The 26301-nt window shown below is 68.3% G+C and carries 25 protein-coding genes; 9 read left to right on the top strand and 16 right to left on the bottom strand.

Annotated elements, in window-relative coordinates; translation table 11 throughout:
- Nucleotides 1–105 precede the first annotated feature (105 nt).
- The gene (locus PGN12_10450; GenBank protein ID MEH3104314.1) at nt 106–1716 is read left to right on the top strand and encodes a phosphoenolpyruvate carboxykinase; all 1611 of its coding nucleotides are present in this window, start codon (nt 106–108) and stop codon (nt 1714–1716) included.
- Nucleotides 1717–1753: 37 nt separating this feature from the next.
- Here PGN12_10450 and PGN12_10455 read toward each other — a convergent pair whose 3' ends face one another.
- On the bottom strand, nt 1754–2449 hold the full coding sequence (locus PGN12_10455; GenBank protein ID MEH3104315.1) for a PEPxxWA-CTERM sorting domain-containing protein: 696 nt from the start codon (nt 2447–2449) through the stop codon (nt 1754–1756).
- A gap of 141 nt (nt 2450–2590) precedes the next feature.
- On the opposite strand from PGN12_10455, the gene guaB reads away from it, so the two are divergent.
- From guaB to PGN12_10470, 3 genes are all read left to right on the top strand, one after another.
- Nucleotides 2591–4048: an IMP dehydrogenase gene (guaB, locus tag PGN12_10460; GenBank protein MEH3104316.1), complete on the top strand. Its 1458-nt coding sequence runs from the start codon at nt 2591–2593 to the stop codon at nt 4046–4048.
- Nucleotides 4049–4370: 322 nt separating this feature from the next.
- Entirely contained in the window at nt 4371–5522 is a 1152-nt protein-coding gene (locus PGN12_10465) for an RsmB/NOP family class I SAM-dependent RNA methyltransferase (GenBank protein ID MEH3104317.1), read from the top strand.
- Between the two features lie 33 nt (nt 5523–5555).
- Nucleotides 5556–6080: a hypothetical protein gene (locus tag PGN12_10470; protein ID MEH3104318.1), complete on the top strand. Its 525-nt coding sequence runs from the start codon at nt 5556–5558 to the stop codon at nt 6078–6080.
- A 4-nt stretch (nt 6081–6084) separates the two neighbouring features.
- On the opposite strand, the gene rsmA is transcribed toward PGN12_10470, so the two are convergent.
- From rsmA to lptD, 4 genes are all read right to left on the bottom strand, one after another.
- On the bottom strand, nt 6085–6906 hold the full coding sequence (gene rsmA / locus PGN12_10475) for a 16S rRNA (adenine(1518)-N(6)/adenine(1519)-N(6))-dimethyltransferase RsmA (protein ID MEH3104319.1): 822 nt from the start codon (nt 6904–6906) through the stop codon (nt 6085–6087).
- Nucleotides 6903–7892, bottom strand: a complete 990-nt coding sequence (gene pdxA, locus PGN12_10480; GenBank protein MEH3104320.1) for a 4-hydroxythreonine-4-phosphate dehydrogenase PdxA — start codon at nt 7890–7892, stop codon at nt 6903–6905. Before pdxA ends, rsmA begins: the two co-directional genes overlap by 4 nt.
- Before the next feature lie 10 nt (nt 7893–7902).
- Nucleotides 7903–9255, bottom strand: coding sequence for a peptidylprolyl isomerase (locus tag PGN12_10485; GenBank protein ID MEH3104321.1), 1353 nt, complete (start codon nt 9253–9255; stop codon nt 7903–7905).
- Between the two features lie 78 nt (nt 9256–9333).
- Nucleotides 9334–11568, bottom strand: coding sequence for an LPS assembly protein LptD (gene lptD, locus PGN12_10490; GenBank protein ID MEH3104322.1), 2235 nt, complete (start codon nt 11566–11568; stop codon nt 9334–9336).
- A gap of 150 nt (nt 11569–11718) precedes the next feature.
- Here lptD and PGN12_10495 point away from each other — a divergent pair, with 150 nt between their 5' ends.
- The 4 genes from PGN12_10495 (at nt 11719) to PGN12_10510 (ending at nt 14631) form a co-directional block, all read left to right on the top strand.
- Nucleotides 11719–13161, top strand: coding sequence for a leucyl aminopeptidase (locus PGN12_10495; GenBank protein ID MEH3104323.1), 1443 nt, complete (start codon nt 11719–11721; stop codon nt 13159–13161).
- Nucleotides 13162–13170: 9 nt separating this feature from the next.
- Nucleotides 13171–13611 (top strand): DNA polymerase III subunit chi, encoded by a 441-nt coding sequence (locus PGN12_10500; GenBank protein MEH3104324.1) that lies wholly within the window; start codon nt 13171–13173, stop codon nt 13609–13611.
- Nucleotides 13612–13691: 80 nt separating this feature from the next.
- Nucleotides 13692–14114 (top strand): nucleoside-diphosphate kinase, encoded by a 423-nt coding sequence (gene ndk / locus PGN12_10505; GenBank protein ID MEH3104325.1) that lies wholly within the window; start codon nt 13692–13694, stop codon nt 14112–14114.
- Between the two features lies 1 nt (nt 14115).
- Nucleotides 14116–14631: a GNAT family N-acetyltransferase gene (locus tag PGN12_10510; protein MEH3104326.1), complete on the top strand. Its 516-nt coding sequence runs from the start codon at nt 14116–14118 to the stop codon at nt 14629–14631.
- A 437-nt stretch (nt 14632–15068) separates the two neighbouring features.
- Here PGN12_10510 and PGN12_10515 read toward each other — a convergent pair whose 3' ends face one another.
- The 11 genes from PGN12_10515 to PGN12_10565 form a co-directional block, all read right to left on the bottom strand.
- Nucleotides 15069–15968: an SDR family NAD(P)-dependent oxidoreductase gene (locus PGN12_10515; GenBank protein ID MEH3104327.1), complete on the bottom strand. Its 900-nt coding sequence runs from the start codon at nt 15966–15968 to the stop codon at nt 15069–15071.
- 86 nt (nt 15969–16054) lie between these two features.
- The gene (locus tag PGN12_10520) at nt 16055–16555 is read right to left on the bottom strand and encodes a hypothetical protein (GenBank protein MEH3104328.1); all 501 of its coding nucleotides are present in this window, start codon (nt 16553–16555) and stop codon (nt 16055–16057) included.
- A 109-nt stretch (nt 16556–16664) separates the two neighbouring features.
- Nucleotides 16665–17357 carry a phosphate regulon transcriptional regulator PhoB gene (phoB, locus tag PGN12_10525; protein MEH3104329.1) on the bottom strand — a complete coding sequence of 231 codons (693 nt, stop codon included), beginning with the start codon at nt 17355–17357 and terminating at the stop codon, nt 16665–16667.
- Complete coding sequence (phoU, locus tag PGN12_10530) at nt 17357–18043, bottom strand: phosphate signaling complex protein PhoU (protein MEH3104330.1); 687 nt, start codon at nt 18041–18043, stop codon at nt 17357–17359. Before phoU ends, phoB begins: the two co-directional genes overlap by 1 nt.
- An 11-nt stretch (nt 18044–18054) precedes the next feature.
- The gene (pstB, locus tag PGN12_10535) at nt 18055–18855 is read right to left on the bottom strand and encodes a phosphate ABC transporter ATP-binding protein PstB (GenBank protein MEH3104331.1); all 801 of its coding nucleotides are present in this window, start codon (nt 18853–18855) and stop codon (nt 18055–18057) included.
- Complete coding sequence (gene pstA, locus PGN12_10540; GenBank protein MEH3104332.1) at nt 18852–20120, bottom strand: phosphate ABC transporter permease PstA; 1269 nt, start codon at nt 20118–20120, stop codon at nt 18852–18854. The genes pstB and pstA overlap by 4 nt, the downstream gene beginning before the upstream one ends.
- Entirely contained in the window at nt 20113–21489 is a 1377-nt protein-coding gene (pstC, locus tag PGN12_10545; protein MEH3104333.1) for a phosphate ABC transporter permease subunit PstC, read from the bottom strand. The genes pstA and pstC overlap by 8 nt, the downstream gene beginning before the upstream one ends.
- Nucleotides 21489–22553: a substrate-binding domain-containing protein gene (locus PGN12_10550; protein MEH3104334.1), complete on the bottom strand. Its 1065-nt coding sequence runs from the start codon at nt 22551–22553 to the stop codon at nt 21489–21491. Before PGN12_10550 ends, pstC begins: the two co-directional genes overlap by 1 nt.
- Nucleotides 22554–22626: 73 nt before the next feature.
- Nucleotides 22627–23829, bottom strand: a complete 1203-nt coding sequence (locus tag PGN12_10555) for an ATP-binding protein (GenBank protein MEH3104335.1) — start codon at nt 23827–23829, stop codon at nt 22627–22629.
- A gap of 43 nt (nt 23830–23872) precedes the next feature.
- On the bottom strand, nt 23873–24220 hold the full coding sequence (locus PGN12_10560) for a hypothetical protein (GenBank protein MEH3104336.1): 348 nt from the start codon (nt 24218–24220) through the stop codon (nt 23873–23875).
- The gene (locus PGN12_10565; protein ID MEH3104337.1) at nt 24217–24888 is read right to left on the bottom strand and encodes an HAD-IA family hydrolase; all 672 of its coding nucleotides are present in this window, start codon (nt 24886–24888) and stop codon (nt 24217–24219) included. Before PGN12_10565 ends, PGN12_10560 begins: the two co-directional genes overlap by 4 nt.
- A gap of 62 nt (nt 24889–24950) precedes the next feature.
- Between PGN12_10565 and glmU the strand changes: the two genes are divergently transcribed.
- The gene (glmU, locus tag PGN12_10570) at nt 24951–26300 is read left to right on the top strand and encodes a bifunctional UDP-N-acetylglucosamine diphosphorylase/glucosamine-1-phosphate N-acetyltransferase GlmU (GenBank protein ID MEH3104338.1); all 1350 of its coding nucleotides are present in this window, start codon (nt 24951–24953) and stop codon (nt 26298–26300) included.
- The last annotated feature ends 1 nt before the right edge of the window (nt 26301 follow it).

The following is a 26301-nucleotide window of genomic DNA, read 5'->3' on the forward strand; positions in this document are numbered from 1 at the left end:
CATCGTCCCACTCGTTTGTTTAACGTGTTTGACGCGAGCCTTGTAGCATCGTATCCCGCTGCCATCGAACGCGCTTTCCGCAAGCGCCCATTGGAGGACGACCCGTTGAGCCATCGCATTCCCGACGCCGGGCTTGAGACGCAGGGCATCGAAACCCGCGCCACGCTGCACTGGAACCTCGTCACCGCGCGGCTGACCGAAGCCGCGGTCGCGCGTGGCGAGGGCAAGCTGTCCGCCGACGGCCCGCTGGTCGTCGAAACCGGCGCGCACACCGGCCGATCGGCGCAGGACAAGTTCATCGTCCGCGATGCCGAAACCGAATCGACCGTCTGGTGGGGCAAGTCGAACAAGGCGATGGAGCCGTCGCAGTTCGCCGCGCTCAAGCAAGATTTCCTCACCGCGCTCGGCACCAAGAGCGACCTGTTCGTCCAGGACCTGTACGGCGGCTCGCAGCCGTCGCACCGCGTCCGCGTCCGCGTCATCAACGAGCTGGCGTGGCACAATCTGTTCATCCGCACGATGCTGGTCCGTCCCGAGGAGAAGGACCTGAAGGGCTTCGTCCCCGATTACACGATCATCGACCTGCCCGGTTTCCGCGCCGATCCCGCGCGTCACGGCTGCCGCAGCGAGACGGTGATCGCGGTCAACATGACCGAGAAGCTGATCCTGATCGGCGGCACGCGCTATGCCGGCGAAATGAAGAAGTCGGTGTTCGGCATCCTCAACTATCTGCTCCCGCCGACCGGCGTGATGCCGATGCACTGCTCGGCGAACATGGGCGCCGACGGGCGCACCGCGGTGTTCTTCGGCCTGTCGGGCACCGGCAAGACCACGCTGTCGGCCGATCCCAAGCGCACGCTGATCGGCGACGACGAACATGGCTGGTCCGACGATGCGGTCTTCAATTTCGAGGGCGGCTGCTACGCCAAGATGATCCGCCTGTCGGAGGATGCCGAGCCCGAGATCTTCGCCACCACCAAGCGGTTCGGCACCGTGCTCGAGAACGTCGTGATGGACGAGGTGACGCGCCAGCTCGACCTCGACGACAACAGCCTCGCCGAGAACAGCCGCGGGGCCTATCCGATCGACTTCATCCCGAACGCCTCGGAAGAAAACATGGGCGGCACGCCGCGCAGCATCGTGATGCTGACCGCCGACGCCTACGGCATCCTGCCGCCGATCGCGAAGCTGACCCCGGATCAAGCGATGTACCACTTCCTGTCGGGCTATACCGCGCGCGTCGCGGGCACCGAGATCGGCGTGACCGAGCCCGATGCGACCTTCTCGACCTGTTTCGGCGCGCCGTTCATGCCGCGCCATCCGTCGGTCTATGGCAATCTGCTCAAGGAGCGGATCGCGAAGGGCGGGGTGGATTGCTGGCTGGTCAACACCGGCTGGACCGGCGGCAAATACGGCACCGGGCACCGGATGCCGATCAAGGCGACCCGCGCGCTGCTCGACGCCGCGCTCGACGGCAGCCTGAACGACGCCGAGTTCCGTACCGATCCCAATTTCGGGTTCAAGGTGCCGGTGTCCGTGCCCGGTGTCGACACCGCGATCCTCGATCCGCGCGCGACCTGGGCGGACAAGGCCGAATATGACGCGACCGCGGCGAAGCTGGTCGACCTGTTCAACGACAATTTCGCGCAATTCGCCGAGCACGTCGATCAGGGCGTCCGCGAGGCCGCACCCAGGGCGGTGAAGGCCGCCGCCTGACGTACCAGGTGGGGCCGCCTGCGGGCGGCCCCCTCGTTCAGGCGATGGCCGACCGCGCGCCGCGGCGGCGCAGTGCCGCGCCCGCAACGCCGAACCCGACGATCATCATCGCCCAGCTTGCCGGCTCCGGCACGGCGGCGCCGCGCGACGCAACGAGCGAGTCGATGCTGAACAGCACGCCGGTTTCGCCGACATCGTTACGAATGAAGCGAACGCGCGCATAATTCGCCGGGCTCTTCGCGAGTGACAGTTCGGTCGGCAGGGCCGGGCCGATCGGCTGGGTGGCGGTCGCCTCGAAGCTGAAGTCGATCGGAGAAAACCCCGCAAAGGGACCGGTCCACGGCGAGGCGGCATTCCCGAACAACGCGAAGCGCTGCCGACCCGACATCGAATCATAACCGACCGAAAGGCCCGCCACCGGCAGCGCGGCCGCGGCATTGCCCATCGTGAAGATGCCGCCGACGGGAACGCCATTGTACCACGCATAGGTCGCGGACGAGAACACCGGCGCGGCGGCTGTGTCGTAGGAGAAGGTTAGCCGGTAGCTCGATCCGAGCGCGTAGTTCGCCACGAAGGCGTTCAGTGCGGTCGGGTTGCTCTCATAGCCCGGATTGCCGTTCGGCATCTGGTGACCGGTGACCGTCCCGGAAATGGTCACATCGACAATCTCGGCCTGCACCGCCGCAGGCGCGACGACGGCGACGACGCTCGCCGCCCAAAACAATGAATTCATGATGATTCCCCCGTTAACACCTTGTGTCTAAATGGTGGCTCATCGGTCGGCAATCGCGTCTCGCTGCTGCCCCCTAGCGATTTTGCCGCATCGCGGTTACATGGCGCGCCACTTCCTCACCCCCACAGGATTCGGCGTTCCATGAACATCCGCCTCGGCCTTACCTTCGACGACGTGCTGCTCGTGCCCGCGGAGTCGAGCGTGCTTCCCGGTGAGGCCGATACGCGGACGCAGGTGACGCGCGGTATCTCGCTCAACATCCCCGTGCTGTCCTCGGCGATGGACACCGTGACCGAGGCCGACATGGCGATCGTCATGGCGCAGCTCGGCGGGATGGGGGTGCTCCACCGCAATCTGACCGTCGACGAGCAGGTCGCGGCGGTGCGGCAGGTCAAGCGCTTCGAAAGCGGGATGGTCGTCAACCCGATCACGATCGCGCCGCAGGCGACGCTCGCGCAGGCGCAGGCGCTGATGGCCGCGCACCGCATCAGCGGCATCCCGGTGGTGGAGAGCGATGGCAAGCTGGTCGGCATCCTCACCAACCGCGACGTGCGCTTCGCCGAAAACCCTAACCAGCCGGTCGCCGAGCTGATGACGCGCGAGCAGCTCGTCACCGTCTCGACCAGTGTCGGGAAGGAAGAGGCGCGCCGCCTGCTCCACCAACGCCGCATCGAGAAATTGCTGGTCGTCGACGACGCCTATCGCTGCGTCGGGCTCATCACCGTCAAGGACATCGAAAAGGCGGTCATGTACCCCGAGGCGACCAAGGACGCCGCCGGCCGCCTGCGCGTCGCTGCCGCGACCACGGTCGGCGACAAGGGCTTCGGCCGTACCGAGGCGTTGGTCGACGCCGAATGCGACCTGATCGTCATCGACACCGCGCACGGCCACAACAGCGAGGTCGCGCGCGCGGTCGAGCGCGTCAAGAAATTGTCGAACGCCGTGCAGGTCGTCGCGGGCAATGTCGCGACCGGCGAGGCGACGCGCGCGCTGATCGATGCGGGCGCGGACGGGATCAAGGTCGGGATCGGCCCGGGCTCGATCTGCACCACGCGCGTCGTCGCGGGCGTCGGCGTGCCGCAGCTGACCGCGGTGATGGACTGCGCCGAGGCTGCGGCGAAGGCCGGCGTGCCGGTGATCGCCGACGGCGGGCTGCGCACCTCGGGCGATCTCGCCAAGGCGCTGGCGGCGGGCGCGGGGACGTGCATGGTCGGTTCGCTGCTCGCCGGCACCGAGGAAGCGCCGGGCGAAACCTTCCTTTATCAAGGGCGTGCGTACAAATCCTATCGCGGCATGGGCAGTGTCGGCGCGATGGGGCGCGGCTCGGCCGATCGCTATTTCCAGGGTGAGGTACGCGATCAGCTCAAGCTGGTGCCCGAGGGCATCGAGGGGCAGGTGCCGTACAAGGGCCCGGCGCGCGATGTGATCCACCAGCTCGTCGGCGGCATCAAGGCGGCGATGGGCTATACCGGTTCGGCGACGATCAAGGACTTGCAGGCGCGCGCGCAGTTCGTCCAGATCACCGGCGCGGGGCTCAAGGAAAGCCACGTCCACGACGTGACGATTACCCGCGAGGCGCCGAACTATCCGACCCGCTAGGGCGCGGGGACGCCGCTGTCCTACGTGGCGCGGGTCTGGCAAAAGGGCGGGATGACGATCGCTCAAACCTGCCGGCTGAAGTCGAAGGTCCAAGTTTCATCCCGGCCCCGATCCGTCACCCCGGCGAAGGCCGGGGCCCAGTTACGGAACGATGGTCGCAGCCACGCAGCGCCTCCAAATCGGACCCCGGCCTTCGCCGGGGTGATGGTGAAGGTGGGCTAAGCACCTCGCCGCCACCCCGCCAGCGTCTCAACATTCGCAACATTCGCCCCCGCCCGCCGCCCACAACCGCCGCCCCGCACTCCATGCCGAAAGCCCCGCAATGACCCCCGCCGCCCGCACGCAAGCCGCGATCGACCTGCTCGATGCGATCGTCATCGCCGCGCGTGAGGGCGGGGCCGCTGCCGACACGCTGATCTCCCGCTATTTCGCACAACGCCGCTACGCCGGCTCCAAGGATCGCCGCGCGGTCCGCGAGCTGGTCTACGCCGCGATCCGCCGGCTCGGCGAACGCCCCGCCGACGGCCGCGCCGCGCTGCTCGCGCTTGCCGCGACCGACCCGGCGCTCGCCGCGACCTTCGACGGCTCCACCCATGGTCCCGCGCCGATCGGCGACGAAGCCCCGGCCGCCGAGGGGCTCCATCCGCGCTGGCTCAGCGAGCGCTTGGCCGCCGCCGGGCTCGACGATGCCGAGCAAGTCGCGCTGATCGACCGCGCGCCGCTCGACGTGCGCCTCCATCCCAATCATGCCGACCTCGACCTCCCCGATGCGCTGCCGATCCCCGGCCTGCCGCTCGCGCGCCGGCTGCCCGCCGGCAGCGACATCGCCGCGCACGCCGGCAAGCTCGAGGTGCAGGACGCCGGCAGCCAGACGGTGACCCTCGCGGCGGTGGTCGCACCGGGCATGACCGTGCTCGATCTGTGCGCCGGCGCGGGCGGCAAGAGCCTCGCGATGGCCGCGGACATGGGCAATGCGGGCCGGATCGTCGCCAGCGATGTCGACCGTGCGCGGCTGTCGCGGCTTACTCCACGTGCCGAAAAGGCCGGCGCGACGATCATCGAGACGCGGCTCCTCGACCCCCATCACGAAGCCGAGGCGTTGGCCGACGTGCAGGCCGACGTCGTGCTGATCGACGCACCGTGCTCGGGCACCGGCACGTGGCGGCGCAACCCGGAGGCGCGCTGGCGGCTCACCCCGGCGCGGCTCGATCGGCTGATCGAAACGCAGCGCCACGTCTTGTCGATCGGCGCGGGCGCGGTGAAGCCGGGCGGGGCGCTCGTCTACATCGTCTGCTCGCTGCTCGACGGGGAAGGGGCCGCGCAGGTCGATGCGTTCCTCGCCGCGCATCCCGGCTGGCACGCCGAGCCGTTGGCGCTCCCCGTCGGACGCCCGCATCACGCCGGCACCCGCCTGACCCCCGCACATGACGGCACCGACGGTTTTTTCGTCGCACGGCTGCGGGCGCCATGCTAACCGGGCCGGATCGTGTCGAAGCTGGAGCCGTTCATGCGTTTCACCGCCATCGCCATGGCCGCCTCGCTGGCGCTGGTGTCGATCTCCACCGCGCTTCACGGGCAGCGGCCTGACGACCAGATCGACGCGCGCAGCATGGCGTTGCTGCAACAGGGCAAGGCGGCGCGCGCGGCGGGCAACCTCGATGGCGCGACCGACTTGCTCGAAACCGCAGTGACGGTCGACCCGCGCAATCGCCAGGCATTCGTCGCGTTGGCCGGCGTGGCGGAAGCACGCGGGCTGCCGGGCAAGGCGATCCGCTTCTATCGCGAGGCGCTGCTGCTCGAACCCAATGACGTCAATGCCTTGGCCGGGCAGGGCGAGGCGATGGTCGCCAAGGGCGCGGTCGAGCGGGCGCGGCAGAACCTCGCCAAGGTGCGCTCGCTGTGCAAGGGCACGTGCCCGCAAGCGACGACGCTCGCCTCGGTGATCGCCAAGGGTCCGCCGATCACCACTGCGCAGGTTGGTGCGAACACCACGACCGCCGCCACGGGGACGACGCCGACCTCGGACGATTGAGGCGCTAACCCAACCGCTTGGCGACGGCGACGAACTCGGCGACACTCACCGTCTCCGCCCGCCGCGTCGCCTCGATTCCCTCGGCCTCCAGCGCGTCCAGCGCCCCGGCTACGCCACGCAACGACTGGCGCAACATCTTGCGCCGTTGCCCGAAGGCGGCGGCGGTCACCCGCTCCAGCGCCGCCAGTGCCACGCCGTCGGGCGCGTCGGTCGGGGTGATATGCACCACCGCCGACATCACCTTTGGCGGCGGGGTGAAAGCGGAGCGGTGGACCGGCATCGCGATCCGCGCGGTCGACCGCCACTGCGCCAGCACCGCCAGCCGCCCATAGGCGTCGCCACCGACCGGCGCGACGATCCGCTCCGCCACCTCGCGCTGGAACATCAGCGTCAGAGATTTCCACCACGGCAGCCACGTCGCGGACAGCCACCCGATCAGCAACGCGGTCCCGACGTTGTAGGGCAGGTTGGACACGATATGCGGCGCGCCCTCGAACAGCGTCCGCGCATCGATCTCGATGGCATCGCCCTCGATCACACGGAGCTTGCCCGGATAGGCCGCCTCCAGTTCGGCCAGCGCCGGAATACACCGCCGGTCGCGCTCGATCGCCGTGACCCGTGCCCCCTGCGCCAGCAACGCGCGCGTCAGTCCGCCGGGGCCCGGCCCGACCTCCAGCACCTCGGCGTCGCTCAGGTCGCCGGGGATGCGCGCGATCCGCGCCAGCAATTGCGCGTCGAACAGAAAGTTCTGGCCCAGCGCCTTGGACGCGGACAGACCATGCCGCGCGATCACGTCGCGCAGCGGCGGCAGCTCCGATGTGCTCATGCGCCGGCGCGGTGCGCCGCTGCCTCGGCGGCCATCAGGATCGCCGCAATCGTCGCGCCCGGGTGCGCCGTCCCGGTGCCGGCGATCCCGAAGGCGGTGCCGTGATCGGGCGAGGTCCGCACGATCGGCAACCCCAGCGTGATGTTGACCCCGTCGTCGAAGAACAAGGTCTTGAGCGGCACCAACGCCTGATCGTGATAAGGGCAGAGCGCGACGTCGAACCGCGCCCGCGCCCGCGCATGGAACATCGTGTCGGCCGCCATCGGCCCGCTGACATCGAAGCCTTCGTCGCGCAGCTGCTCGATCGCGGGCTGCATGACCTCGATCTCCTCACGCCCGAGTGCGCCATTCTCGCCGGCATGGGGGTTGAGCCCGGCGAAGGCGAGCCGCGGCCGCTCGATCCCGAAGTTGCGCGTCATCGCGCGAGCGGTCACCCGTGCCTTGGCGAGGATCAACTCGATGGTGAGCAGCGCCGGCACCTCGGCAAGCGGGACATGCGTCGTCAGCGGCACGACGCGCAATCCCGGCCCGGCCAGCATCATGACCGCATTGTCGCGCGCGATCCCGCAGCGCTCGGCAACGAATTCGGTCTGTCCCGGATAGGTGAAACCGGTCTGATAAAGTTGCGCCTTCGATACCGGCCCGGTCACCAGCGCCCGTCCGGCCCCTGAACGCACCAGCCCGGTGGCCAGTTCGAGCGCGCGCACCGCGCACCGGGCACCATCCAGATCGGGCTTGCCGGGAACGATGTCGCCGGCATCCTGCACGGTCAGCACCGGCAGCGCCTCGCCGAATACCTCCGGCACCGCGTTCAGGTCGGTGACCGACGCGACCGGGCCGTTCCAGACACGGGCGATCGCGCGCCGGTCGCCTACCGCCACGAACGGCGGCAAGGCGCGCTCGTCCCGCGCATCCCATGCCCTGGCGATCGTCTCCGGCCCGATCCCCGCGGGATCGCCCATGGAAATGACGATCGGGCCGGTCATGCTCTGTTCCTCAACGATATTCGATCACCGCATCGCGCCGAAGGTCGCGAAGCGCCTGCTGCGCGCGGAGGTTCACGCGCTGTTGCTCGAGCTGGTTCTGGATCTGCTGCGCACCCGGCAACTGGCCGCCGGACGCCTCGTCACGGCCGCACATCACCAGCGTGCGAACGCCCTCGCTTGGCGAACCGAAGGGCGGGGTCGCCTGTCCGACCTGCAACTTCAGCATGATCGCCTGCAACGGCGGCGGCAGATCGCGGATGCGGATCGCGTCGTTGTCGACCACCTCGGCGTTCAGCGACGCCGCGACCTTCGCCACCGAGCCGCAGCCTTGCAGCTGCTGGATCGCGGTCGCGAATGCGCTGGTGCGCGCCGTTGCCTGCGCCTGTGTCGTTCCGGCCGGGAACTTGATCGTCAGCTGCTTCAGGCTCAGCCGCGCGTCACGTGGATCGGCGGTCAGCACCTGGCGCTTGTCGACGAGATACAGGATCGAGAAGCCGCCCGGCGTGGCGACCGGCCCGGCGACCTGCCCGACCTGCATCGTCTGCGCGGTTTCCGCCAGCGGACCCGGCAGCTGCGCCGCGCGGACCCAGCCAAGATCGCCGCCCACGCCGCGCGTCGACGCCTCGGAGAAGTTGCGCGCGAAGTAGCTGAAGGGTGCCTGACCCTTGCTGATCTCGGCGATCAATTGCTTGGTGTTGTCGAACACCTGCTGCTGACGATCCGGCGTCGCGGCGAGATAGATCTCGTTGAGGTGATATTCCTCGGTGCCCTTGGCGGCCTCGAGCCGGTCGAGGATCGCCTTCACCTCTTCGTCGCCGACGTTGACGAACGGCTCGACGCGCTTGCTGAGGTAACGGTTCCACGCCAGCTCGCCTTCGATCTGGCGACGCAGCGAACGATCCGACGAGCCCTGCTCGCGCAACCACGTGGTAAGCTGCGCTGGCGTCTTCTGGAGGTTTCGCGCCACGCCGGCGAACGCCTGATCGATCTCGCCCTTGGTGACGGTGATATCTGCGACTTTCGCCTGCTGGATCTGCAGCGTCTCGTCGATCAACTGGCGGAGCACCTGCAGTTGCAGCTTCTCGCGCTCCTCCGGGTTCAGCTTGGCATTGTTCGCCGCCGCGATGAAGTTCACGCGCTGGTCGACATCGGTGCCGGTGATGATCGCTTCGTTGACGATCGCGGTCGCCTTGCGGATGTTCGGATCGACCTTGCCGAAGATCTGGAGATCCTTGGGCAGGTTCAGCCCGGTCGTGTCGCGCGCGGGTGCGGCGTCCTGCGCCAGGGCAGCGCCCGTCACGCCCAGCGCTACGATCGTCCCCAGCAACCGGCGGGTCAGCACCGCGCCTTTCGTTTTGATCATCACGTCCGTCTCGAAATCCCGATGAGGTGCGCCCGCAGCCGCCACGGCGCTTGTGGCGGGAACCAACTGAACCGCGGCTTAGCGGCCGAGGTTCTTGAAGGAAAGCGTCAAGAGATAGCTGTTGCCGCTCCGCGCGTCGCCGACGTTGCGGTAATCCCGCTTCCACGCCAGCCCCAGATTGAGACAATCGTCTTCGTATGCGACTCCGATGCGGTGGCGGATCGGGCTGAAACCGTCCGAGGTCGACAGCGGGTCCTCGGCGCGATTGGTAAGGTCGACGATCGCCGACCCCCATGCCGACCAGAAGCGCGTGATGCCGACGCGACCGCCGACACGCACTTCCTCGCGGTCCTGCAAATCCTCCAGCACGTCGATGTCGCGGTTGAGCCGCAGGTAGCCGACCGTGGCGTAGGTCTGGCGCGTGCCGACCGTCGCATCGATCTCATTGCGGCGCACCGAGAAATTGTCCTTGTCGATGCGATAGCGATGCGTGAGCGTCACCAGCTCGCCGAAGCGGATGTTGGTACGCCCGACGATGTCGGAGAAGCGATCCGACAGCCCGGTCCCGTCCGGCAGGATGCTCGGCCGCTCGTTGAGGCGATAACTCTGGCCGACATTGGCCGAGATTGCGATCCGATCCAGATCGAGTGCCCACTCCGCGCCATAGGTCACGCGGCTCGAGTCCTCCCAGCGGTCATAGCCCGAGAAGCGATTGAGCGCGAAGAGGTTGGAGTCCTCGAGGTCGACCGCGCGTGCGTCCTCGTTGGGCACCTGGATGTTGCGCGTCTTCGGCGTGGCGACGATCTGCACGCGCGGGGTGAAGCGCTGGAAGCCCCCGAACAGTTCGCCGACGAACGGCCAGCGGACATCCGCTGCCAAGGCACCGATGAACCGCGTCTGGAACCCCTCGATCCCGCGATAGCTGGCGATCGAGGTCGCCGCGACGTTCTGCGTGTCATAGGCGTCGGCACGGCCGAACGCGGTCAGCGTCACTTCCTGACCCATGACGGTGATCCCCCGCCAGTCCCAGCGGGCGCTGCCGAACGCGCGCTGCGTGTCCTGACCGGCCTTGCGCCCGATCGCCAGCGAGTTGAGCTGGATCTGCAACGTCCCGCCGAGCAGTGCATCGGGCACGCGGCGGCGATAGTCGATTTCGGGAAGCGCCACCGGCTGCATCCCTTGCTGATCGCCGACCCGCAACGTCTGCACGGCCCAGCCGGCGATCGACAGATAGCTGTTCGGATCGACGCGCTCGAGCGCCAGCGTCGTTCGCAAGCGGTCCTCGTTCGAAATGTCGTACCGGCGCAGGAAGGTACGATCGGTCACCAGCCGCAGCGAACCCGTCAGGCTCCAATTGGGATCGAACTGGAATCGGCCGACGCCGTCCAGATAGCCGCGGAACGCCCGCTCGGTGTCCGAAGTGGTGATGTCGGCGAGGTTCTGGGTGCGTCGGCTGCTCGTCGCGAAGCCGCGAATGGAATAGGCGCCCAGCTCGTTGAGCCCGCTGTAGCGTGCCTCCATCATCGGTACTTCCGACGTGAAGATGTGCGGCGCGAGGACCAGCGACTGATTGGGGCCGAGCGCGAGGTTGAACGGGAGCACCAACTCGGCGCCGTTGAGGCGCGTCAACCCGATCGACGGCGTCAGCAGCCCGGTGTCGTTGCTCGCGGCGACCGAATTGCTGAAGCGCGGCAGCGCCGGGCTGGTCAGTCCGAACAGGTGGAAACGCGCACCTTCGTAGTACACGCGCTCCTTGTCGGGGCGGTAGATGACCTTGACCGCGGTGATCTTCCACGTCGGCTCGCGCGGGCAGCCGTCCGAGCCGGTCACCGCGCAGGGAGAGTAGACGGCACGGTCAAGATTCATCGTGCCGTCGGCTTCGCGCACGCCACGCACCGCCGCTAGCCGTCCGCCCTGTTCGAGCACGACGAGCAGGTTGTCGACCACGCCATCCTTCAGCGTGTCGGTCAGCTCGATCGAATCGCCGTAAGCGACATCGCCCTGCGGGTTGGTCACCGCGACATTGCCGGTCGCGACGACGCGCCCGCTCTTGCGGTTCCAGACGACCTTCTCGGCACGCAGCCGTTCGCCGGCACGGCTCATCCGGACCTCGCCGGTCGCGGTTACGACATCGGCCTGATAGTCATATTCGAGCGCGCCGGCGCTGAACTGAACCTGATCGCCGTCAGTGGACGCGGCGGGGACGGACGCCGGGGCGACGGCGTCGCCTGCGCGGTCTTGAAGCGACTGCGCCGCGGTCGGTGCCGCGAGCGCCAGACACAGCACGCCGCCGGCGAGAAGATCGAAACGCATCACGTCGTCGTCGCTGCCCCGTTTGCGCGACCGGCCGGAAATGGCGGCAACGCTTTTGCCGCCTATCGCATCGCCACGCCGAGCCTGCAACGCTTTGCCATTTCACGGTCCGGTGCCTAGGTAGGCGACATGTTGCAAGAGGATACAGGAATGCAGATCGCCTTCACCGCCGACCGCCCCGCCGACGCTGGGGTGCTGGCGCTGCCGATCCGCAAGGATGCCGGCGTCGCCGGGCTGATCGACGGTGCGGATGCGCTGCTGACCGCCGCTGCCGCGGGGCAGCGCTTCACCGGCGAGGCGGGTAGCGTCGCGGAAGCGTTCGTCACGGCGGGGCAGGGGACGCAGCGCGTGCTGCTGCTCGGCGTCGGCAGCGGCGACGATGCCGCCTTCGAGCGCGCCGGTGGCGCGCTGACTGCGCGGCTGCTCACCTCAGACGTCGCCAGCGCGGTGGCCGATCTGCACGGCGCGCCGGCACTCGCCGTCGCGCGCTTCGCAGCGGGCGTGGCGCAGCGCGCGTGGCGCTTCGACGAATATCGCACCAAGCTCCCGGAAAAGCAGAAGCCGACGCTGACCACGGTAACGATCGTCGGCGACGACGCCGAATGGAGCGGGCGTGAGGCGGTGACCCGCGGGCTGGGTCTTGCGCGCACGCTCGCGACGCTGCCGCCGAACATCCTCTATCCGGAAAGCTTCGTCGCGCGCGTGCTGGAAGCCGTCGATGGTCTCGGGCTCGAAGTGACTGTGCTCGGCGAGAAGGAACTTGCGGCTCTTGGCGCGGGGGCGCTGCTAGGGGTGTCGCAGGGGTCGCGGCGGGAAGCGCGTGTCCTCGCGCTCAAGTGGTCGGGTGCGGGTGCCGATGCGCCGCTGACCGCGCTGGTCGGAAAGGGCGTAACCTTTGATACTGGAGGGATTTCGATCAAGCCGGCCGCTGGCATGGAAGACATGAAGTGGGACATGGGCGGCGCGGCGGCGGTGGCCGGCGCGATGCTGACGCTCGCCGCGCGCAAGGCAAAAGCCAATGTTATCGGCGTGATGGGCCTCGTCGAGAACATGCCAGACGGCAATGCGCAGCGGCCGGGGGACGTGGTGACCAGCATGTCGGGGCAGACGATCGAGGTCATCAACACCGACGCCGAGGGACGTCTGGTGCTATGCGATTGCATCACTTGGGTCCAAAATACCCATAAGCCGACGCGCATCGTAGACCTTGCGACGCTGACCGGAGCGATGATCGTCGCGCTCGGTAACGAATATGGCGGGTTGTTCAGCAACGACGATACGCTCGCCGGGCAGCTGTTGGAGGCGGGCCTCGCCACCGGCGACAAATTGTGGCGCTTCCCGTTGTCGGACGCCTACGACAAGCTGATCGACTCGCCGATCGCCGACGTGAAGAATGTCGGGCCGCGCGGCGCGGGCTCGATCACCGCCGCGCAATTCCTGCAACGCTTCGTGGACGACGGCGTCGCCTGGGCGCATCTCGACATCGCCGGCATGGTGTGGGCGGACAAGGACGGCCCGACCTGGGCGAAGGGCGCGACCGGCTATGGCGTGCGCGTCCTCGACCGGTTCGTCGCCGACACCTGCGAGGGCTGAGGCACGGCGATGCAGGTCGACTTCTACCACCTGACCCGGATGCCGCTGGAGCGTGCGCTCCCGCAGATCGCGGCGAAGGTGGTGGCGTCGGGCGCGCGGTTGCTGATCGTCGCCGCGGATGAGGAGCGGCGCGCCGCGCTCGACCGGCTGCTGTGGAACTATGCGCCCGACAGTTTCCTGCCGCACGCGCAGCAAGGCGGGGCGGCGGACGAGCGCCAGCCGATCCTGATCGCCGCCGACGTCGATCCCGCCAACCGCGCCCGTCATATCGCGCTGGTCGACGGCGAGTGGCGCGACGCCGCGCTCGATTTCGACCGCGCCTTCCACTTCTTCGACGAAGACCATATCCGCGCGGCGCGTGCGGCGTGGAAGGAGCTGGCGGCGCGCGACGGCGTCGAGCGTCGCTACTGGAAGCAGAACGAGGCGGGACGCTGGGAACAGGCGGCCTGAGCGCTCGCTTGCATCGCCGCGCGCGTCCGCCTAGGGCGGCGCCACTTCCATCCTATTCATTTCAGGAGCCCGTGACCGTCATGGCCGCGAACCGTACCTTCTCGATCATCAAGCCCGATGCCACGCGCCGCAACCTGACCGGCGCGGTCACCAAGATGCTGGAGGAGGCTGGCCTGCGCGTCGTCGCCTCCAAGCGCATCCAGATGACCAAGGAGCAGGCCGAGGGCTTCTACGCGGTCCATAAGGAGCGCCCGTTCTTCAACGATCTGGTGTCGTTCATGACCTCGGGCCCGGTCGTCGTGCAGGTGCTGGAAGGCGAGAACGCCATGCAGCGCAACCGCGACATCATGGGCGCCACCAACCCCGAGAATGCCGCGCCGGGCACGATCCGCAAGGAACTGGCCGAGTCGATCGAGGCGAACACCGTCCACGGTTCGGACTCGGACGAGAATGCCGCGATCGAGATCGCCTATTTCTTCAAGCCGGAAGAAATCGTCGGCTGATATGAAGTGGCGCCTGCACCGTGCAGGGCCGGCGGATGCCGCCGCGCTCTCGCTGGTAGCGGGCGCCACCTTTCTCGAAGCGTTCGCGGGTATCCTCGACGGCACCGATATCATCGCGCACGTCACCCGCAACAGCAGCGCGGCCGCATTTGAGGCCTATCTGGCCGGCGGCGCGATCGCGACGCTCGCCACGGCAGACCCCGGCGGCGCGCCACTCGGGTACAGCCTGCTCACCGCGCCCGACCTGCCCATCGCGCCGGAGCCGGGCGATATCGAACTCAAGCGCATCTACGCGCTCTTCCCGACGCACGGCACCGGCATGGGGCCGGCGCTGATGGCGCGAGCGGTCGAGGATGCGCGATCGGCCGGCCATCGCCGGCTGCTCCTCGGCGTGTACGGCGGCAACGATCGCGCGCGACGCTTCTACGAAAAGCAGGGCTTTGCGGTGGCGGGGACGCGGCGCTTCCTCGTCGGCGCGACCTGGCACGACGACCTCATCTACGCACGACTGATCTGATTTCGTCTCCCCCGGACGTGTTCCGCGCCCCGCTGCCATGCGGCCGGGAGGGAAGCGGGCGTTTTTTTGCGCGCGGACGGCACCTCTCTCGTGACAGGACAGCCTCAAGGCCGCCCCGTCGCCGCAGCGCTCGTGCGATCCACGCTCGCCATGCGATCCATTTCGGTAGCAAGGCCGTACGCGGATCAAGTTCGGGGTGATGCGGACCGACTGGCGTGTGATCCATCACAGCTGAAGTGGAGCCGCCACCCGTCATGCCGGACTCGTTCCGGCATCGACCGTTCCAACAGCACACAGGCGGTTGCTCTTGCGGGACGGTAGACCCCGGAACAAGTCCGGGGTGACGGCGGGTGATGGTTCAGGCGGGATGAATTCAACCCAAGAGCGAAACAACGTCAAGTTGATCCGGCATGGCGAGTGGAGCTTAAACCTACGCTCTATCTTTCCTGTAACGTCCGCCCGATCAGCATCGCCTGTTCTGCGCCCGAATTGGGGACGATCTCGCCCGCGCGATCGGTGATCGCGGCCCAGTGCCGCGCCACACCTTCCGGCGAGAGGTCCTCGCCGTCGAGCGCCACACCGGGGGTGAGCGTGATATAGCTGGCCTGTACCACCCCGGCCCCGGCTCCGACGATCTGGCCGGAGGGCGCGTCGTCGCTGACCAGATAGAGCGCGGCGGGGGCGACCTTTTCGGGCGCAAAGGCAGCGAAGGCGGCGTCGGGGAACAGCCCCTCGGTCATGCGGGTGCCCGCAGTGGGCGCGATCGTGTTGACGCGGATGTCGTGCTTCGCGCCTTCCAGATGCAAGGTCCGCGCGAGACCGGCGATGCCGAGCTTGGCTGCGCCGTAATTGGCCTGCCCGAAATTGCCGAAGAGGCCGGAGGACGACGAGGTCATCAGCACGCGGCCGTAGTTCTGCGCGCGGAACGTCTCCCAGCACGCCTTGGTGGCATAGGCGCTGCCGAGCAGATGGACCTGAACGACGAAGGCGAAATCGGCCGGGTCCATCTTCGCGAACGACTTGTCGCGCAGCACCCCGGCGTTGTTGATGAGGATGTGAACGCCGCCCCACGCCTCGGTCGCGCGGGCGACCATCTCGGCCATCTGGTCGTAATCGGCGACACTGGCGCCGTTCGCCATCGCGGTGCCACCCGCGTCGCGGATTTCCTCGACCACCGCCTGCGCGGCGTCGGAAGCGCCGGTGCCGCTCCGGTCGCCGCCGAGATCGTTGACCACAACGCGCGCGCCGCGCCGGGCGAGTTCGAGCGCATAATGCCGGCCAAGGCCGCCCCCCGCACCAGTGACGATGGCGACGCGATCGTCGAAACGGATCGACATGGAAAAGGCGCTCCCTCCTGAACGGATGAAGCGCCTTCCATACCTAGTCTTCGAACGGGCGCAATGCCCGTCCGAAACCGGCTTGCCTAGCGACGGCGGCGGGTCGACTTGCGCGCGTCGCTGGCCTGCATACAGCCGTCATACTGACCCTTCTTGCAGATCGGGTAGCTCTCCTTGGGCGCCGGTGCCGGATAGGCCTGCGACGGCGACGGAGCGGCCTGGTAGCGGACGGTCGCGCCCGGCTGCGGCGTGCCCGACACGGCCGGCTGCGACGGCTGGTAACCACCTGCGCTCTCGGTGCCCATCGCGCCACCCGATTGCGGGGTCATCGCGCCGCCGGCCGGCGGGGTCATCGGGGCGTTGGCCTCCGGGGCCGGTGCAGCCGGATCGGCCTGCGTCGTCGGCGCGGGCATCGTGCCGTCGGTCGGCGGCGGGGCGGCCGGATCGGCGGGCATGCTCGGATCCGCGGTCGTCGCCGGGGCGGCGCCGGTGTCCGGTGCCGTCGTCGTGGTCTGCGGCGTGTCCTGCGCGACCGCCATCGTCGGGATGGCGATGACGGCGGCTGCCGCGAGAAGAATGGCCTTCATCTTATCTTTCTCCTGCCGTGTGCGTTCGGTCAGAAACGCGTTGTTATCACGCGGTCCGGGCAACGCCCCACGACAGAAAAAAGGTCCGTTGTTGCGGCACCGGAAAGATTCAGTGGCCGGTGTCGAGCGCGTAGCCTGCCGAGCGGACAGTACGGATGATATCGGGACGCCCGCCTTCATTGATCGCCTTGCGCAGGCGACGGATGTGGACGTCGACGGTACGGCTTTCGATGTCGCTGTCATGCCCCCAGACACTGTCGAGCAGACGCTCCCGCGAGAAGACATGGCCAGGATGTTCGAGGAAGTGCTTGAGAAGGCGGAATTCCGTCGGCCCGAGCGCGACGACGTCGCCGCCACGGCGGACCTTGTGGCCGACCGTGTCCATCTCGAGATCGGCATAGGTGAGCTGCTCGCCCGCCAGCGCAGGACGCACGCGGCGCAACACCGCGCCGACGCGTGCGACCAGCTCGCGCGGCGAGAACGGCTTGGTGACATAATCGTCCGCACCGGTTTCGAGCCCGCGGACGCGATCCTCTTCCTCGCCGCGCGCGGTGAGCATGATGATCGGCACGTTCTGCGTTTCGGCGGCGCGGCGCAGGCGGCGGCAGACCTCGATCCCCGAAATGCCCTCGACCATCCAGTCGAGCAGCACGATGTCCGGCGGGGTCTCCTTGGCGAGCAGCAACGCTTCCTCGCCATCGATCGTATGCTGGACGTCGAAATGCTCGCGGGTGAAATGCCACACCAGCAGCTCGGCGAGGCTGGCATCGTCCTCCACCAGCAACATGCGGGCCTTGGCCATCAATCGACTCCTCTTTCGCGTTCCACGAGCCGCACCCCGGTTGCGGCGAAATAGACCATCTCGGCGACGTTGGTGGCGTGATCGCCGATCCGTTCGAGATTCTTGGCGACGAACAGCAATTGCGCGCACTCGCTGATCGTCTTCGGGTTCTCGACCATGAAGGTGACCAGGGTGCGGAAGATGCTGTCGTAGAAATCGTCGAGCGCATTGTCGCTCTGGCACACCGCCAACGCCGCCTCGGGATCGCGCGCGGCGAAGGCGTTGAGCACGTCGTGGACCATCGCGGCGGCCATGCGCCCCATCGCCGGCAGGATCGACAGCGGCTCGATGCGATGCTCGCTCTCGATCCGCGGGACGCGGCGCGCGATGTTCTTGGCATAGTCGCCGATCCGCTCGATCACGCTGGCGATCTTGAGCGCGGCGACGACTTCGCGCAGGTCGTCGGCCATCGGGGCGCGCAGCGCGATGATGCGGACCGCGGTACGCTCGACTTCGGCCTCCATCGCATCGATCCGCTTGTCGTCGGCGGCGATCCGCTCGGCGAGCAGGGCGTCGCCGCGCTGCAACGCGATCATCGCGTTGGCGATCGCGCTTTCGGCCAGTCCGCCCATCTGCGAGATCAGCCCGCGCAGCTGGCCGATGTCCTGGTCGAACGCCTTGACGGTATGTTCCTGCGTGTTCCCCATGCCTGCGATCCTCAGCCGTACCGGCCTGTAATATAGTCCTTCGTCCGATCCTGACGCGGGTTCGTGAAGATGTCCGACGTGTCGCCGTATTCGACCAGTTGACCGAGATGGAAGAAGGCGGTGCGCTGGCTGACGCGCGCCGCCTGCTGCATGTTATGGGTGACGATCACGATCGCGTAACGGCCGCGCAGCTCGTGGATCAGTTCCTCGATCTTGGCGGTGGCGATCGGGTCGAGCGCCGAGCACGGCTCGTCCATGAGGATCACTTCCGGGTCGACCGCGATCGCACGCGCGATGCACAGCCGCTGTTGCTGGCCGCCCGACAGCGCGGTGCCGCTTTCGGAGAGGCGGTCCTTGACCTCCGCCCACAAGCCGGCGCGCGTGAGCGAACGCTCGACGATCTGCGCGAGGTCGGCCTTCGAACGTGCCAGCCCATGGATGCGCGGGCCGTAGGCGACGTTCTCGAAGATCGATTTCGGGAACGGGTTCGGCTTCTGGAAAACCATGCCGACGCGCGCGCGGAGTTGGACCACGTCCATCGCCCTGGCATAGATGTCCTCGCCATCGAGCCGGATGTCGCCTTCGACCCATGCGCCGGGTATCGTGTCGTTCATGCGGTTGAGCGTGCGCAGGAAGGTCGATTTGCCACAGCCCGACGGGCCGATGAACGCGGTGACGTCCTCGCGGCGCACGTCGATCGAGACGTCACGGATCGCCTGCTTGCGTCCGTAAAAGACGTTGACGCCGGTGGCGGTCATTTTCGGGCCATCCGCCGCCCGCAGGACGGCGGCCTCTTCATGGGCGTTGCTCATTTCCAGCGGGTCTCGAAGCGATTGCGAAGGTAGATGGCGAGGCCGTTCATGGTGAGCAGCACGACGAGCAGGACGATGATCGCCGCCGAGGTCTTCTCGACGAAGCCGGTCTGGACGTCGTCGGACCACAGGAAGATCTGCACCGGCAGCACGGTGGCGGGGTCGGTGAGCCGGCCCGGCGGGGCGGCGATGAACGCGCGCATCCCGATCATCAGCAGCGGTGCCGTTTCGCCGAGCGCGCGCGCCATGCCGATGATCGTCCCGGTCAGGATGCCCGGCAGGGCGAGCGGCAGGACATGGTGGAAGACCACCTGGATCGGCGAGGCCCCCAGCGCGCGCGCGGCGTCGCGGATCGACGGCGGCACCGCGGTGATCGCGTTGCGCCCGGCGATCACGATCACCGGCATCGTCATCAGCGCCAGCGTCAGCCCGCCGACGATCGCGCCCGACCGCGGCATGTGCAAGGTGCCGAGGAACACGGCGAGCCCGAGCAGACCGAAGATGATCGAGGGGACGGCGGCGAGATTGTTGATCGACACCTCAATCAGGTCGGTCCAGCGGTTACGGGGAGCATATTCTTCCAGATACAACGCCGAAAGGACACCGATCGGAAAGGCGAGCGCGAGCGTGACGACCATCGTAAGCAGCGATCCCTTGAGCGCTCCCCAGATGCCGGCGCGGGTCGGGTCGGTGGCGTCGGCGCCGGTGAAGAAGCTGACGTTCAGGCCGCGCGACAGATGCGCGCCTAGTGCGGTCACCGCTGCCTCGCTCCCGGGCGTACCGCTGCCCTTGTACGCCATGTCGAGATCGGTCGCCACGGGCACGTCGAGCGTCACGGGTGCGGCGAGCAGTTGTGGATCGTGCTTGATCGCGTCGCGGACGCGCAGCCATGCGCCATCGGACAACAGCGCGGCGCCACCCTGCGCGGGGTAGGCGCGATCGGCAGCGGCGTCGACCGCATTCTCCAGCCCCGCGCCGGCCAGCGCGAGGTCGGCGGCGGGGCCGCCGAGTTGCGCCGGACTGACGACCACATGACCGCGAAGATCGAGCGGCAGCGCGAGCCGGGTTTCGGTAAAGCCGCTCGCGCCCTGCGCGATCATCGTGGCGAGCAGGTAGACGAGGAACGCCGCCGACGCACAGACTGCCGCCAATCCCAGCAGCCGAAAGCGGCGTTCCGCGGCGTAGCGACGGCGAACCCGGCGCTGCATCGCGGGCGTCTGCCAGTCGGTCGGCTGGCGCGCGGGGGAGGCTGCGCGCTTATTCATAGGCTTCGCGGTAGCGGCGCACGACGATCAGCGCGACGACGTTGAGCAGCAACGTGATGACGAACAGGGTCAGCCCGAGCGCGAAGGCGGCGAGCGTCTTGGCGGAATCGAACTCCGCCTCGCCGGTGAGCAGGTCGACGATCTGCTTGGTGACGGTCGTCGTGCTCGCAAAGGGGTTCAGCGTCAGCGAGGCGACCCCGGAAGCCGCCATGACGACGATCATCGTCTCGCCGATCGCGCGGCTGACCGCGAGCAGGACGCCGCCGATCACGCCGGGCAGAGCGGCGGGGACGAGCACGCGACGGATCGTCTCCGAACTGGTCGCGCCCATCGCGAGGCTGCCGTCACGCATCGCGGCGGGGACCGCGGAAAGCGAGTCGTCGGCCATCGACGAAACGAACGGAATGATCATCACGCCCATCACCACACCGGCGGCCAGTGCGCTCTCCGACGAGGCCCAGCGGACGCCGAGCGCGACCCCGAGGTCGCGCACCGCCGGCGCGACCGTCAGCGCGGCGAAATAGCCGTAGACGACGGTCGGCACGCCGGCGAGGATCTCCAGCATCGGTTTCATCCAGCGCCGGGTCGTCTGATGCGCATATTGCGTCAGGTAGATCGCGCTCATCAGCCCGAGCGGCACCGCGACCGCCATCGCGATCACCGCGCCGATGAAGAACGTCCCCCAGAACAACGGCACCGCGCCCAGCGCGGCGCCGGGATCGCGCGCGTCAATTACCTGTGGGCTCCAGTGCGTGCCGAACAGGAAATCGGTGATCGGCACGATCCGGAAGAAGCGCGCGCTTTCGACCAACAGCGACGCGACGATCCCGATCGTGGTGAGGATCGCGATCAGCGAGGCGACGAGCAACAGGCCCATGACGACGCGCTCCACTTGCGAGCGTGCCGAAAAGCCGGGGCGGACGCGCAGGAAGGCGACGGCTCCCCCGGAGAAGGCGAGCAGCAGCGCGATCGTGGTGGCGATCCAGTCATAGCGCGCCTGCGCGGCCGCATAGGCGGGGGCGAGCCGCTCCGACAGCGGATGGAACGCGCCCCACGCCTCGCCCTCGGCGAGGTTGCGTGCCTCCGAGAGGATCGCGGCGCGGTCCAGCCCCGGCGGGGGGAGGGCGGCGGCCATCGGCGTGGCGATCACCGCGTCGGTGACCAACGCGGGCGCGACCGAATGCCAGACGGCCAGGAACATCAGCGCGGGCAGCAGGGTCCACATCGCGACATACCAGCCGTGATGCTGGGGCAAGGAACTGAATCGACGGGTGGTCGCGCTGCGGAAGCGGGCGGCGCGGGCGCGCGCGACGACCCAGCCGATCAGCCCCAGCGCCGCGATCAGGAAAAGGAGTGCGAGCGCCGACATCAGTGCAGCTCGCGCGGGTCGAGTGCGGTTTCGTTGGCAATAATCGCGGCGGCGCGACGCTGAACCGGCAACGGTGCGGCGATCAGACCGCGCTTCACCAGTGGACCGTCCGCGCCCCACAAGGCCGCATATTGGCGCAGGAACGCGCGCAGTCCCGGGATCGCGCGCAGATGCGCCTTCTTGACGTAGACGAACAACGGGCGCGCGCCCGGATAGGCGCCGCTGGCGATCGTCGCATAGGTCGGGGCGACGCCGTTCAACGGCACGCCGCGGACGACACCGGCATTCTGTTCGAGATAGCCGTAGCCGAAGATGCCCAGCGCATTCGGGTTCGAGCGCAGCTTCTGGACGATCAGATTGTCGTTCTCGCCCGCATCGACATAGGCGCCGTCCTCGCGAAGTCGCTGGCAACGGGTTGCGAAGGCGTTCGGATCGCGTTCGTGCAGCCCGACCGTATCGGGCTCGACTGCCTCGCACCCTTTGGCGAGGATCAACTCGGCGAGCGCATCGCGGGTGCCGCTGGTCGCGGGTGGCCCGTACACCTGGATCGGGATCGCGGGGAGCGCCGGATCGACGTCACGCCATAGCCGCGCCACATTGCGCCGGCCGAGCGGGGCGGCGGCGAGCGCGCGATAGATGTCCGCCGGGGCCAGCGCCATGCCGGGGCCTTGCAGCGCCTCGGCAAAGGCGATCCCGTCGATGCCGATCTGCACCTCGATGATCTGGTCGACGCCGTGCCGCGCGCATTCCGCATATTCGGCGCGGCGCAGGCGGCGCGAGGCGTCGACCAGATCCGGATGCGCGGCACCAACTCCCGTGCAGAACAAGCGGATCCCCGCGCCGGTGCCGGTCGATTCGATCACGGGCGGGCGCGCGTGCGGCACCGTGGCGAGGAAGCGTTCGGCAACGATCGTGGTGAACGGGTAGACGGTGGAGGAACCGACCGCGCGGATCTGGTCACGCGCGCCCGCGCTGCCGCCCGCCGCCTGATCGACGCATGCCGCCAGCCCGCTCGCCAGGGCGAGCGGCAGCATGGCTGCGAGCGCCTGAACGAAGCGCGACATGGATCCCCCGCACGGGCGTTTGCCGACACGGCAGCCCTCATGCAGCGCGCCGTGTGACATAGAGGTTACGCCTTCATGACAGCGGCTTCGGCGCCGGGGCGGGAAGCGTGACCGTGACGCGCGTGCCGACGCCGACGGTGCTGGCGATGTCGAGTCGGCCGCGGTGGCGCTCGACGATGTGCTTGACGATCGCGAGCCCGAGCCCGGTGCCGCCGACCGAGCGGCTGCGGCCCGGATCGACGCGGTAGAAGCGCTCGGTCAGCCGCGGCAGATGCTCGGGGGAAATGCCGTCGCCATGGTCGGCGACGCGCAGGCAGACGTTCTGCGCCTGTGTCCGCAGCGACACCTCGACCGGGGTGCCGGCACGCCCGTACTTCATCGCATTGCCGATCAGATTGTGGATCAGTTGCGACAATTGGATCGGGTCGCCGGTGACCGGCGGCAGATCCTCGGCGATGTCGAGGTGGATGTCCGCGCCCCGATCGCCATGCGTGGTGATGAGCGCGTCGCACGCCTCCTGCGCGAGATCGGCGAGATCGACCGCATCGCGCAACTCGCGGAACTTCTCGGCCTCGATCCGCGAGAGGCTCATCAGATCCTCGACCAGCCGCTCCATCCGGCGTGCCTCGTCGAACACGATCGCGAGAAAACGCTTGCGCAGGCCCGGGTCGTCGCCCGCTTCGTCGGCGAGCGTCTCGACATAGCCGAGGATGGAGGCAAGCGGGGTGCGGAGTTCGTGGCTGGCGTTGGCGACGAAGTCGACGCGCATCTTCTCGGCGGCATGTTGCCCGGTGCGATCGACCAGTTGCACCAGCCGTGCATCCTGCCCGATCGGCGCGGCCCGCATCTCCCAACGTTGATCGAGCGTCCCGATGCCGACGAGATCGACCGGCTGGGCCACGTCCTCTGCCAGATGTGCGGCGGCGCCGGGGTGGCGGATCGCGACGCGTGCATCCTCACCGACGATATGCGCGCCGAGGAGAGTTCGTGCCGCGACGTTGGCGAGCGCGACCCGACCGCCGCGCAGCACCAGCACCGGCTCCGACACCGCCTCGACGATGGCGGCGGCGGGCAGATCGTGCGGCCCGGCGGGAGCTTCGTCGCTCTCGGCAGCCTGCTCTTCCGGAATGGTGGCGATGATGACCACCAGCGCCGCGCCGCCGGCCAGCGCCGCCAGCGCCGCCTGACCGTCACGCGACAGCAGGAAGACGACCGCAGCCGTCGCGACGGCGATCGCCACCGCCAGCCAGGTGCGCAAGGGAAGTTCGTCGATCACGTGAACCGCGATAGCGCAGCCATGCGACGAAAGGCAGAGCGTTTCAGCGCCGCTGCGCGCCGCGCCCGATCCGTACCACGATCAGCACGGCGACGATGATCGTGGTGTCCGCCACCCAATCCATGATGTCGCAATCGCGATGCAGCGAGGGGATCGACTGTAGCACTTCGATCATCGCGCCCAGGAACGACAGCCGCTCGCCGATGCGCAGCAGCGAACTGGTCGGGAAGGCGAGCACCGACAGCAGGGTGAGCGTGCCGAACGCCGCCATATGCTGCCATTTGTCGCCGACCTCGGCGATCTGCACCGGATGCGGCATCAGCGCCATGCCGACCGCGAACGACGTCGCGACGATCAGCGCGAAGAACCACGGAACGCGCACCTCGGTCATGCCAGTCGCTCCAGCGCGGGGACCAGTTCGGCGAAGCTGTCGATCACCAGCTCGGCCCCCAGCTCCTCGACCGGCTGCATCAGGAAGCCGAACGAACAGGCGATCGCGGGCAACCCGGCGGCGTGCGCGGCAGTGATGTCGTAGATCGAATCGCCGACGAACGCGGCGCGCCCGCCGCCGCAGCGCGCGACCATGGCGTCGATCGGCAGGCGTGAGGGCTTGCCGTTGCCCGGCCCCATCGTGTCGCCGCCGATGATCGTCGCGAAGCGATCGGCGAGCCCGAGGTCGGCCAGGATCTGGCGGGCGAGCGCTTCGAGCTTGTTGGTGACGATCGCCAGCGTCACGCCCTGCGCGGCAAGCTGGTCGAGCGCGTCGAGCGCGTGCGGGAAGGGTCGGGTGAGGACGGCGATATTCGCCTGATAATGATCGAGCAGCCGGCGTTGCAGGACGTCGAGTTCGGCGTCGGTGCAGCCGCCGGTCGCCGCCATGCCCTGCGCGAGCATGTGGCGGGCGCCGCCGCCGATCATCGGCTTGACCTGTTCGACCGACAGCGTCGGGCGGCCGGCGCTGGCGAGCGCGTGGTTGAGCGCCGCGGCGAGATCGCCCGACGTGTCGAGTAGCGTGCCGTCGAGATCGAACCCGACGATGCGGAAGGGGAAGTCAGTCATCGGTCGCGGGCGTTGCCGTGCGATACTGGAATTGGCAAGCAAAGGGTGGCAGGGCGGTCGCCATGTCGAGCCGCAAGATCGCCGTCGTCGTCCTCGCCGCGGGCAAGGGCACCCGCATGAAATCCGACCTGCACAAGGTGCTGCACCCGATCGCCGGGCGACCGATGCTGCTGCACCTGCTCGCCTCCGCCGCGACGCTGTCGCCGGAGCGGACGGTGGTGGTGACCGGCGCAGGGCGCGAGCAGGTCGAGGCGGCGGTGACGCCGCTCGGCGCGCAGATCGCGGTCCAGGCCGAACAGCTCGGCACCGGCCATGCGGTGATGCAGGCGCGCGCGGCGCTGGCGGGGTTCGCGGGCGACGTGCTGATCCTCTATGGCGACGTGCCGCTGGTGCGCGCCGAGACGATGCGGGCGATGATCGCGCGGCTCGACGCCGCGGATGCGCCCGCCGTCGTAGTGCTGGGATTCCGGCCCGCCGACGCCGGGGCCTATGGGCGGCTGATCGTCGCCGAGGGTGGCGACCGGCTGGAAAAGATCGTCGAATATAAGGACGCCGATGTCGCAGAGCGAGCGGTAACCCTGTGCAATTCCGGGCTGATGGCGGCGCGCGGGGAGTTGCTGTTCGACCTGCTGGAGCGGCTCGGCAACGACAATGCGGCGGGCGAATATTATCTGACCGACGTCGTCGAGCTGTCGGGTGCGGCGGTGGTGGTCGAGGCGAGCGCCGACGAGGTGACCGGCGTCAACAGCCGCGGCGAACTCGCGGCGGTCGAGGCGATGTGGCAACAGGCGCGCCGCGCGCAGGCGATGGCGGACGGCGCGACGCTGATCGCACCGGAAACGGTGTGGTTCGCGCATGATACGCGTTTGGGGCGCGACGTGACGATCGAACCGAACGTGGTGTTCGGCCCCGGGGTGTCGGTCGCCGATGGTGCGACGATCCGCGCGTTCAGTCATCTGGAAGGCGCGAGCGTGGGCGCGCGCGCGGACGTCGGCCCCTATGCGCGGCTGCGGCCCGGCGCGATGCTGGCGGAGAGCGCCAAGGTCGGCAATTTCGTCGAGATCAAGAAGGCGCAGGTCGGGGTCGGCGCGAAGGTCAACCATCTGTCGTACATCGGCGATGCCGAGGTCGGCGCGCGCGCGAACATCGGCGCGGGCACGATCACGTGCAATTATGATGGCTTCTTCAAATATCGCACCGTGATCGGCGAGGGCGCGTTCGTCGGATCGAACAGCGCGCTGGTCGCGCCGGTGACGGTCGGCGCAGGGGCGGTGGTCGGGGCAGGTTCGGTTGTTGTCCGGGATGTTACCGCGGATTCACTTGCCCTGGCACGCGGTCGGCAGGAAGAGCGCGAGGGTTGGGCGAAGCGCTTTCGCGATGCGATGACGGCGAAGAAGAAGGGCGACAAGTAAG

The organism is Sphingomonas phyllosphaerae (assembly GCA_036946405.1).
In the GTDB taxonomy this organism is placed as follows: Bacteria; Pseudomonadota; Alphaproteobacteria; order Sphingomonadales; family Sphingomonadaceae; genus Sphingomonas; species Sphingomonas phyllosphaerae_D.

Bases quoted from the DNA above. Each gene is read 5' to 3' on its own strand.
- PGN12_10455 (MEH3104315.1), bottom strand. From the start codon at position 2,449: ATGAATTCATTGTTTTGGGCGGCGAGCGTCGTCGCCGTCGTCGCGCCT.
- guaB (MEH3104316.1), top strand. From the start codon at position 2,591: ATGAACATCCGCCTCGGCCTTACCTTCGACGACGTGCTGCTCGTGCCC.
- PGN12_10465 (MEH3104317.1), top strand. From the start codon at position 4,371: ATGACCCCCGCCGCCCGCACGCAAGCCGCGATCGACCTGCTCGATGCG.
- PGN12_10470 (MEH3104318.1), top strand. From the start codon at position 5,556: ATGCGTTTCACCGCCATCGCCATGGCCGCCTCGCTGGCGCTGGTGTCG.
- rsmA (MEH3104319.1), bottom strand. From the start codon at position 6,906: ATGAGCACATCGGAGCTGCCGCCGCTGCGCGACGTGATCGCGCGGCAT.
- pdxA (MEH3104320.1), bottom strand. From the start codon at position 7,892: ATGACCGGCCCGATCGTCATTTCCATGGGCGATCCCGCGGGGATCGGG.
- PGN12_10485 (MEH3104321.1), bottom strand. From the start codon at position 9,255: ATGATCAAAACGAAAGGCGCGGTGCTGACCCGCCGGTTGCTGGGGACG.
- lptD (MEH3104322.1), bottom strand. From the start codon at position 11,568: ATGCGTTTCGATCTTCTCGCCGGCGGCGTGCTGTGTCTGGCGCTCGCG.
- PGN12_10495 (MEH3104323.1), top strand. From the start codon at position 11,719: ATGCAGATCGCCTTCACCGCCGACCGCCCCGCCGACGCTGGGGTGCTG.
- PGN12_10500 (MEH3104324.1), top strand. From the start codon at position 13,171: ATGCAGGTCGACTTCTACCACCTGACCCGGATGCCGCTGGAGCGTGCG.
- ndk (MEH3104325.1), top strand. From the start codon at position 13,692: ATGGCCGCGAACCGTACCTTCTCGATCATCAAGCCCGATGCCACGCGC.
- PGN12_10510 (MEH3104326.1), top strand. From the start codon at position 14,116: ATGAAGTGGCGCCTGCACCGTGCAGGGCCGGCGGATGCCGCCGCGCTC.
- PGN12_10515 (MEH3104327.1), bottom strand. From the start codon at position 15,968: ATGTCGATCCGTTTCGACGATCGCGTCGCCATCGTCACTGGTGCGGGG.
- PGN12_10520 (MEH3104328.1), bottom strand. From the start codon at position 16,555: ATGAAGGCCATTCTTCTCGCGGCAGCCGCCGTCATCGCCATCCCGACG.
- phoB (MEH3104329.1), bottom strand. From the start codon at position 17,357: ATGGCCAAGGCCCGCATGTTGCTGGTGGAGGACGATGCCAGCCTCGCC.
- phoU (MEH3104330.1), bottom strand. From the start codon at position 18,043: ATGGGGAACACGCAGGAACATACCGTCAAGGCGTTCGACCAGGACATC.
- pstB (MEH3104331.1), bottom strand. From the start codon at position 18,855: ATGAGCAACGCCCATGAAGAGGCCGCCGTCCTGCGGGCGGCGGATGGC.
- pstA (MEH3104332.1), bottom strand. From the start codon at position 20,120: ATGAATAAGCGCGCAGCCTCCCCCGCGCGCCAGCCGACCGACTGGCAG.
- pstC (MEH3104333.1), bottom strand. From the start codon at position 21,489: ATGTCGGCGCTCGCACTCCTTTTCCTGATCGCGGCGCTGGGGCTGATC.
- PGN12_10550 (MEH3104334.1), bottom strand. From the start codon at position 22,553: ATGTCGCGCTTCGTTCAGGCGCTCGCAGCCATGCTGCCGCTCGCCCTG.
- PGN12_10560 (MEH3104336.1), bottom strand. From the start codon at position 24,220: ATGACCGAGGTGCGCGTTCCGTGGTTCTTCGCGCTGATCGTCGCGACG.
- PGN12_10565 (MEH3104337.1), bottom strand. From the start codon at position 24,888: ATGACTGACTTCCCCTTCCGCATCGTCGGGTTCGATCTCGACGGCACG.
- glmU (MEH3104338.1), top strand. From the start codon at position 24,951: ATGTCGAGCCGCAAGATCGCCGTCGTCGTCCTCGCCGCGGGCAAGGGC.